Origin of the sequence: Methylobacterium indicum (assembly GCF_001043895.1) — a bacterium.
GTDB classification, from domain to species: Bacteria; Pseudomonadota; Alphaproteobacteria; order Rhizobiales; family Beijerinckiaceae; genus Methylobacterium; species Methylobacterium indicum.
In genome coordinates this window covers 1-8,713 of record NZ_JTHF01000195.1, presented here as the reverse complement: position 1 = coordinate 8,713, position 8,713 = coordinate 1, and the positions used below count along the sequence as shown (strand labels likewise).

The window sequence follows — 8,713 nt, the reverse complement described above, 5'->3', positions numbered from 1 at the left end:
GGAGATCCGGGATCCAGCACGAGACGCCGCGAAGCGTCCGCTCGTCTGCAACGTCGCAGTTTGCAGAGCCGCTTCGCGGCGCTTCTCTTGCTGGATCCCGGATCTCCTTCCGCTGGCGCTGCAGTCGTCCGGGAAAGGGGAGCCAGGAGGCATCCCCTTGCAGCCTCTCCCCTTCCGGGGGAGAGGCCTATCGTCAGGCGCCTTACGCGCCGCCGCACTTCTTCGTCTGGGTGTTGTAGTTGCCGCACTTGAGCTTCACCCAATCGGCCTCGAGGTCCTTCGAGCCCTCGAGCTGCTTCGACCACGCCTCGCCGGGGATGAGGTCCTTGGTCTTCCACACCACGTCGAACTGGCCGGAGGCCTCGATCTCGCCGATGAAGACCGGCTTGGTGATGTGGTGGTTCGGCAGCATCTTGGCGGTGCCGCCGGTGAGGTTCGCCTGCTCGATGCCGGGCAGCGCGTCGATCACCTTGTCGGGATCGGTGCTGCCGGCCTTCTCGACCGCCTTCACCCACATGTTGAAGCCGATGTAGCTCGCTTCCATCGGGTCGTTGGTGACGGCCTTGGGGTTCTTCTTGAACGCCTGCCACTGCTTGATGAACGCCTCGTTCTCCGGCGTCTTGATCGACTCGAAGTAGTTCCAGGCGGCGAGGTGGCCGACGAGCGGCTTGGCGTCGATGCCGGCGAGCTCCTCCTCGCCGACCGAGAAGGCCATCACCGGGATGTCGGTGGCCTTGATGCCCTGGTTGCCGAGCTCCTTGTAGAACGGCACGTTGGCGTCGCCGTTGACGGTCGAGACCACCGCGGTCTTCTTGCCGGCCGAGCCGAACGCCTTGATCTTCGACACCTCCGTCTGCCAGTCCGAGAAGCCGAACGGGGTATAGTTGATCATGATGTCCTCGTCCTTCACCCCCTTCGACTTGAGGTAGGCTTCGAGGATCTTGTTGGTGGTGCGCGGGTAGACGTAGTCGGTCCCCTCCAGCACCCAGCGCTTGGTGCCGCCGCCATCCTCCGACATCAGGTAGTCGACCGCCGGGATCGCCTGCTGGTTCGGCGCCGCGCCGGTATAGAACACGTTGCGCTCGCTCTCCTCGCCCTCGTACTGGACGGGGTAGAACAGGATGTTGTTCAGCTCCTTGAACACCGGCAGCACGGACTTGCGCGACACGCTGGTCCAGCAGCCGAACACCGCCGAGACCTTGTCCTTGGCGATCAGCTCGCGCGCCTTCTCGGCGAAGAGCGGCCAGTTCGAGGCCGGATCGACCACCACCGCCTCGAGCTTCTTGCCGAGCACGCCGCCCTTCTTGTTCTGCTCGTCGATGAGCATCAGCATGGCGTCTTTGAGCGTCGTCTCGGAGATCGCCATCGTGCCCGAGAGCGAGTGCAGGATGCCGACCTTGATGGTCTCCTGCGCCGAGGCGGCCGTGTTCGCCAGCGTGCCGAGTGCCACGCCGCCCGCGACCGCAGCGCGCGAGAGCCAACCCTTCCACGTCATCGTCATCGTCTCCCTGGGCCGATGCGGCCGGGCAGCGATCCGCAAAGCTCGTGCCAAGGAATTTTTCGAAAAGGTTCCCGCCGCTCCAGGCTTATTTTGTGGGCATGCGCCGGATTTCGGGGCCGTTTGCCCGCGTTTCGCCACCCAATCTGCCTGCCTTGGCGCCATTCTGCCTAGGCCGGCGCCAAGGCTACGCTCGCGCCGCGCCTGCCCTAATTGTCCAGTCGAGCCACAATCGACGAGGCGTGAGGAGAACCGGGGTGATCGAGGACCTCTGGTACAAGAACGCGGTGATCTACTGCCTCTCGGTCGGCTCCTTCATGGATGCCAACGGCGACGGCATCGGCGATTTCGAGGGACTGGAACGTCGCCTCGATTATCTGCTCGGCCTCGGGGTGACGGCGATCTGGCTGCACCCGTTCCAGCCCTCGCCGGGGCGCGACCACGGCTACGACGTGGCCGACTATTACGGCGTCGATCCGCGCTACGGCACGCTCGGCGATTTCGTCGCCTTCACGCATGCCGCCAAGCAGCGCGGGATGCGGGTGCTGATCGACCTCGTGGTCAACCACACCTCCGACCAGCATCCCTGGTTCAAGGCCGCCCGCTCCGACCCCGACGCCCGCACCCGCGACTGGTACGTCTGGTCGAAGACCAAGCCGGCGAACGCCCACGAGGGCGTGGTCTTCCCGGGCGTGCAGAAGAGCACCTGGACCTACGACAAGGAAGCCAAGGCCTGGTACTTCCACCGCTTCTACGACTTCCAGCCCGACCTCAACACCGCCAACCCCCACGTCCAGGCCGAGATCCTGAAGATCATGGGGTTCTGGATCCAGCTCGGCGTGTCGGGCTTCCGGATGGATGCGGTGCCGTTCGTCATCGCCGAGAAGGGGCCGGAGGTCTCGGGGGAGCCGCGCGAGCAGTTCGAGCTCCTGCGCCTCTTCCGAGAGTTCCTGCAATGGCGCCAGGGCGACGCGATCATCCTGGCCGAGGCCAACATCCTGCCGCGCCAGGACCTCGACTATTTCGGCGACGACGCCGACCGCATGCACATGATGTTCAACTTCCAGGTCAACCAGGCTTTGTTCTACGCGCTGGCCTCGGCCGATGCGCGCCCCCTGGTCAAGGCGCTGCAGAAGACCTGGAACCGGCCGCCCTCGGCGCAATGGGCGATCTTCCTGCGCAACCACGACGAGCTCGACCTCGGCCGGCTCACCGAGAAGCAGCGCCAGACCGTCTTCCAGGCCTTCGGCCCCGAGCCCGAGATGCAGCTCTACGACCGCGGGATCCGCCGCCGCCTCGCGCCGATGCTCGGCGGCGACCGGCGCCGGATCGAGCTCGCCTACAGCCTGATGTTCACCCTGCCGGGCACCCCGGTCCTGCGCTACGGCGACGAGATCGGCATGGGCGACGACCTCTCGCTGCCCGAGCGCGATTGCGCCCGCACGCCGATGCAGTGGTCGCACGAGCCCCAGGGCGGCTTCAGCCTGAACGACAACCCGGAATCGCCGCCGATCCACGAGGGCCCGTACGCCTTCAGCCACGTCAACGCGGCGGCTCAGCGCTGCGCGCCGGAATCGCTCCTCAACTGGATGGAGCGCATCATCCGCATGCGTAAGGAGGTGCCGGAGATCGGCTGGGGCGACTTCACGGCGCTCGACACAGGCGATACCGGGATCCTCGCCCTGCGCTACGACTGGCGCAACAACGCGGTGCTGTGCCTGCACAACCTGTCGCCGGAGCCGAAGGAGATCACCTTCGCCACCGGCCTCGACGGCGACGGCCGCAACCTGATCGACCTGCTGACCGGCCAGCGCAGCCTCGCCAACGACGACGGCTGCCACCGGGTGCTCATGGAGGGCTACGGGTATCGGTGGTTCCGGGTCGGAGGCCTGGACTACCTGCTGCGGCGCAGCGAGATCTGACTCACCCCACCAGCCCCGGATCGATCGTCCGGGGTGCCGCGAGCCAGTGCGGCACCGGCAGGTCGCGGGCGCGCAGGAAGTCGGGGTCGAACAGCTTCGAGGCGTAGCGGGTGCCGTAGTCGCACAGGATCGTCACGATGGTGTGGCCGGGGCCGAGATGGCGGGCGAGCCGGATCGCCCCCGCCACGTTGATGCCCGAGGAGCCGCCAAGGCACAGGCCCTCCTCCTCCAGCAGGCGGAAGACCAGCGGCAGCGCTTCGCTGTCCGGGATGCCGAACGACACGTCCGGACGGAAGCCTTCGAGGTTGCCGGTGATCCGGCCCTGGCCGATGCCTTCCGTGATCGAGTTGCCCGAGGCCTTGAGTTCCCCGGTGGCGTAGTAGGGATGGAGCGCCGAGCCGTCGGGATCGGCAAGCCCGATCGCCACCCCGGGGTTGCGGGCACGCAGGGCCGCCGCGGTCCCGGCGAGCGTGCCGCCGGTGCCGGCCGCACAGATGAAGCCGTCGACCTTGCCCCCGGTCGCGTCCCAGATCTCGGGACCCGTCGTGGCGATATGGGCCTCGCGATTGGCGAGGTTGTCGAACTGGTCGGCGAAGAAGGCGCCGCCGGGCTCGGTGGCGGCGAGCCGCTCGGCGAGGCGGCCGGCCACCTTCACGTAGTTGTTGGGGTTGGCGAACGGCACCGCCGGCACCTCGACGAGGTCAGCCCTGGCGAGCCGCAGCGCCTGCTTCTTCTCGGCCGACTGGGTGTCGGGGATCACGATCACGGTGCGGTAGCCGCGTGCGGCCCCCACGAGCGCGAGCCCGATGCCGGTATTGCCCGCCGTGCCCTCGACGATGGTGCCGCCCGGCCGCAGGGTGCCGGCGCGCTCGGCCGCCTCGACCATCGACAGGGCGGCGCGGTCCTTCACCGACTGGCCCGGATTCATGAACTCGGCCTTGCCCAGGATGGTGCAGCCGGTCTCCTCCGAGGCGCGCTTGAGGCGGATCAAGGGCGTGCCGCCGATCGCGGCGAGGATGTCGGGGCGGATCATCGCGGGGTCATCCGGGGCTGGCGGGCCTTGCACCCGCGGGGGTGACGGTGATGCCGCGAAACCGGGTGGGCGGCAAGGCTGACGGCTCGGGGCGGCGCCAGGAGCCACGAGACGAGCGCGCCGTCATCCCATCGCAAGCCATTCCCCTTTCCCGGACGAGTGCGGCGAAGCGGAAGGAGATCCGGGAAAGGGAAGCCATAGGACGATGGGCCCGTGGGTGAAGCTCCTCGGGCGAGCGATACCGGCACACGGACTCTCTCATCCCTCGCCTGCGCGCTTCAGTTGCCTGGAATGCCTCCAGGCCGCGTTGACGCCCGTCCCCGCAAATGTCAGCCTTCCTGACGTAATCGGCGTGGTCCCGAGAGGCCGGAGGAACCGGCCCCCACCGCGCGAGGAGGAACACGCGATGGGTTCGCCCGCGACCACCCCGTCCCTTCGGCCGGTCAGCCTCGACGACAAGTACGATCTCTCCCGCGATCAGGTCTTCGTCACCGGCACCCAGGCCGTGATCCGGATGCTGCTGATGCAGCAGGCCCGCGACCGGGCGGCGGGGCTCGACACCGCGGGCTTCGTGTCGGGCTATCGCGGCTCGCCGATCGGCGGGCTCGACCAGAACCTGGTCCGGGCGAAGAAAGTCCTCGACGCCGCCAACATCGTCTTCCAGCCCGGCCTCAACGAGGAGCTGGCCGCCACCGCCCTGTGGGGCTCGCAGCAGGCCGAGATGCGGGGCGAGGGCCGCCACGACGGCGTGTTCGGCCTCTGGTACGGCAAGGGCCCGGGCGTCGACCGCTCCGGCGACGTGTTTCGCCACGCCAACATGGCCGGCACCTCGCGCCACGGCGGCGTGCTGGCGCTGATGGGCGACGACCACACGGCGGAATCCTCCACCGTCGCGCACCAGTCGGAGTTCCACTTCGTCGACGTCATGAGCCCGATCCTGAACCCGGCCGGCGTGCAGGAGATCCTGGATTACGGCCTCTACGGCTACGCGATGAGCCGCTATTGCGGCACCTGGGTCGCCTTCAAGTGCATCAAGGAGAACATCGAATCGACCGCGAGCGTCGATGCCCGCCTCGACCGGGTGAAGATCGTTCTCCCCGACGATTTTCTCATGCCGCCGGGCGGGCTCAACATCCGCACGCCGGACGGCATCCTCGAGCAGGAGGCCCGCCTCCAGGACTTCAAGCGCGACGCCATGCTGGCCTTCGTGCGCGCCAACAACCTCAACCGCATCGTGCTCTCGGGCGGGCGCCAGCCGAAGATCGGCATCATCACGGTCGGCAAGTCCTATCTCGACGTGCGCCAGGCGATGGACGATCTCGGCCTCGACGAGGTCAAGGCCAACGACATGGGCCTGCGCCTCTACAAGGTCGCCTGCCCGTGGCCGCTGTCGCGGCGCGAACTCGCGGCGTTCGCGGACGGCCTCGACCTCGTGATGGTGGTCGAGGAGAAGCGCTCGCTGATCGAGGTGCAGCTGCGCGAGGAGCTGTACGGGTCGGCCCACCAGCCGGTCTGCATCGGCAAGCGGGACGAGGCGGGGAACTGGCTCTTCCCGGTGAAGGGCGCGCTCGATCCCAACGACATCGCGGTGGCGCTCGGTGAGAGGCTGCTGCGCTACCACCGCAACGACGACCTCGCGGGGCGCGCCGCCCGGCTCAAGGGGGCGCAGGAGCGGCTGGCCCAGACCGCCGACATCGCGGCCCGGATCCCGCATTTCTGCGCCGGCTGCCCGCATAATTCCTCGACCAAGGTGCCCGACGGCATGCGGGCCTATGCCGGCATCGGCTGCCACTACATGGCGCAGTGGATGGACCGCGAGACCGACGGCTTCACCCAGATGGGCGGCGAGGGCGCGAACTGGATCGGCGAGAACGCCTTCTCGACGCGCGGCCACGTCTTCCAGAATCTCGGCGACGGCACCTACAACCATTCAGGCTCTCTGGCCTTGCGATGGGCCGTCGATACCGGAACCACCATCACCTACAAGATCCTGTTCAACGACGCGGTCGCGATGACCGGCGGTCAGCCGCACGAGGGCGGGCTCACCGTCGACCGCATCGCCGCGCAGGTGCGGGCGGAAGGGGTGGAGCGCATCGCGCTCGTCACCGACGAGCCGGACAAGTACCCCTCGACGGTCGCTTGGCCGCACGGGCTCACGATCCACCACCGCGACGAGCTGGACGCGGTGCAGCGCGAGCTCGCCACCGTGCCCGGCGTCTCGGTGATGATCTACGACCAGACCTGCGCCTCCGAGAAGCGCCGCCGGCGCAAGCGCAACGCCTATCCCGATCCCGACAAGCGGGTGATCATCAACGAACTCGTCTGCGAGGGCTGCGGCGACTGCTCGGTGCAGTCGAACTGCGTCGCGGTGCAGCCGGTCGAGACCGAGTTCGGCCGCAAGCGCCGCATCGACCAGTCGAGCTGCAACAAGGATTTTTCCTGCGTGAAGGGGTTCTGCCCGTCCTTCGTGACGGTGCACGGCGCCAAGCCCCGCAGCACGCCGGCCGGTGTCCCGGTGGCGACCGACGCGGCGCCGGATGCGGGGATCCCCGAGCCGGCGATTCCTGCGATCGACGGCACCTACAACCTGATCGTCACCGGCGTCGGCGGCACCGGCGTGGTGACGGTGGGGGCGATCCTCGGCATGGCGGCCCATCTCGAGGGCAAGGGCCTCGGCATGATCGACATGGCCGGCCTTGCCCAGAAGGGCGGCGCGGTGTTCAGCCACGTCCGTCTGGCGAACCGCCAGGAGGACATCCACGCCATCCGGGTCGGGGCGGGCGCCGCCGACCTCGTGCTCGGCTGCGACCTCGTCGTCAGCGGCAACCGCAAGGTGCTGTCGGCGATCGCCAGAGGTCGCACCCACCTCGTCGTCAACACCGCCGAGGTGATGCCGGGCGAGTTCACCCGCCGGCCCGATTTTTCGCTGCCGGCCGAGCGGATCAAGCGGGCGATCCGCGAGGCCGCAGGAAGCGAGCGCGCCGACTTCACCGATGCGACCAGCCTCGCGGTCTCGCTGCTCGGCAATGCGCTCGCCGCCAACATGTTCATGCTGGGCTTCGCCTGGCAGCGCGGGCGGGTGCCGCTGTCGCGGGACGCGCTCCTGAAGGCGATCGAGCTCAACCGCGAGGCGGTGGCGATGAACCGCGCCGCCTTCGCCTGGGGCCGGCGCGCCGCGGCCCACCCCGAGACGATGCGGGCGGTCGAGGCTCCGGCCCCGGACCTGGCGCCGGATCTCGACGGGGTGATCGCCAAGCGCGTCGCCTTCCTGACCGCCTATCAGGACGCGGCTTACGCCGCGCGCTACGCCCAAGCCATCTCGGCCCTGCGGTCCCGGGAATCGGCGATCGTGCCCGGCCAGTCGGCCCTGACCGACGCCGCCGCCCGCTCGCTGTTCCGGCTGATGGCCTACAAGGACGAGTACGAGGTCGCGCGGCTCTACACCGACGGCAGCTTCCAGGCTCAGGTCCAGCGCACCTTCGAGGGCGAGAATCTTCGCTACGAGTTCCACCTCGCCCCGCCGCTGCTCGCTCGTCGCGACCCCGCCACCGGCCGGCCGCGCAAGATGACCTTCGGGCCCTGGATGATGACGGCGTTCGGGATGCTGGCGCGGATGAAGGCCTTGCGCGGCACCGCCCTCGACCCGTTCGGCTACACGCGGGAGCGGCGCGAGGAGCGGCGGCTGGTCCAGGACTTCGAGGCGCTGCTCACCGAGATCGCCCGCGACCTCACGCCCGCCAACCACGCCGCGGCGGTGGGCTTGGCCGGCCTGCCCCAGCGCATCCGCGGCTACGGGCCGGTGAAGGCGAAGAACCTGGAGGCGGTGCGGGACGAGGAGGCGGCGTTGCTGGCTCGCTTCCGCAGCCAAGAGGCCCCGCTCGCGACGGCGGCGGAGTAGAGCGCTCTCTCCGACCCACAAGGGCATGGCTGACCGGGGAAAAGAAAAGGCGCGCCTCAACCCTCCCCCCTCTGCGGGGGAGGGTGGACCCTGCGTCGGCAGGGGCCGGGAGAGGGGCAGCGCGACGTTGATCCAGGGAGCGCCCGCCAGAACGGCTCTGCCATATCCGGAAGCGTGGTTCCCCTCTCCCGGCCTGCTCCGCAGGCCACCCTCCCCCGCAGAGGCTGGCGTGTTCACACTTCTCGGTTCGAGAGCTTTCCCCTCAAAGGTAATGCGCCTCTCCTCCCCCTTGTGGGGAGGAGTTGGAGGTGGGGGTGGTGCCGCGTAGAGCGCGAGGCTACTCCGGCACCACCCCCACCCCT

The 8,713-nt window shown here is 68.7% G+C and carries 4 protein-coding genes; 2 read left to right on the top strand and 2 right to left on the bottom strand.

Going from position 1 to position 8,713, the window contains the following annotated elements; translation table 11 throughout:
* Window positions 1-202 precede the first annotated feature (202 nt).
* Complete coding sequence (gene urtA / locus QR78_RS22285) at window positions 203-1,495, bottom strand: urea ABC transporter substrate-binding protein (RefSeq protein WP_048429777.1); 1,293 nt, start codon at window positions 1,493-1,495, stop codon at window positions 203-205.
* A gap of 260 nt (window positions 1,496-1,755) precedes the next feature.
* On the opposite strand from urtA, the gene QR78_RS22280 reads away from it, so the two are divergent.
* Window positions 1,756-3,420, top strand: a complete 1,665-nt coding sequence (locus QR78_RS22280; protein WP_048429776.1) for an alpha-amylase family protein — start codon at window positions 1,756-1,758, stop codon at window positions 3,418-3,420.
* 1 nt (window position 3,421) lies between these two features.
* Here QR78_RS22280 and QR78_RS22275 read toward each other — a convergent pair whose 3' ends face one another.
* Window positions 3,422-4,453 (bottom strand): cysteine synthase A, encoded by a 1,032-nt coding sequence (locus tag QR78_RS22275; protein ID WP_048429775.1) that lies wholly within the window; start codon window positions 4,451-4,453, stop codon window positions 3,422-3,424.
* A 406-nt stretch (window positions 4,454-4,859) separates the two neighbouring features.
* Between QR78_RS22275 and QR78_RS22270 the strand changes: the two genes are divergently transcribed.
* Complete coding sequence (locus QR78_RS22270; protein ID WP_048429774.1) at window positions 4,860-8,351, top strand: indolepyruvate ferredoxin oxidoreductase family protein; 3,492 nt, start codon at window positions 4,860-4,862, stop codon at window positions 8,349-8,351.
* The last annotated feature ends 362 nt before the right edge of the window (window positions 8,352-8,713 follow it).

Excerpts from the sequence above, each read along its gene's own strand:
- urtA (WP_048429777.1), bottom strand. The coding sequence starts at position 1,495 with ATGACGTGGAAGGGTTGGCTCTCGCGCGCTGCGGTCGCGGGCGGCGTG.
- QR78_RS22270 (WP_048429774.1), top strand. The coding sequence starts at position 4,860 with ATGGGTTCGCCCGCGACCACCCCGTCCCTTCGGCCGGTCAGCCTCGAC.
- QR78_RS22275 (WP_048429775.1), bottom strand. The coding sequence starts at position 4,453 with ATGATCCGCCCCGACATCCTCGCCGCGATCGGCGGCACGCCCTTGATC.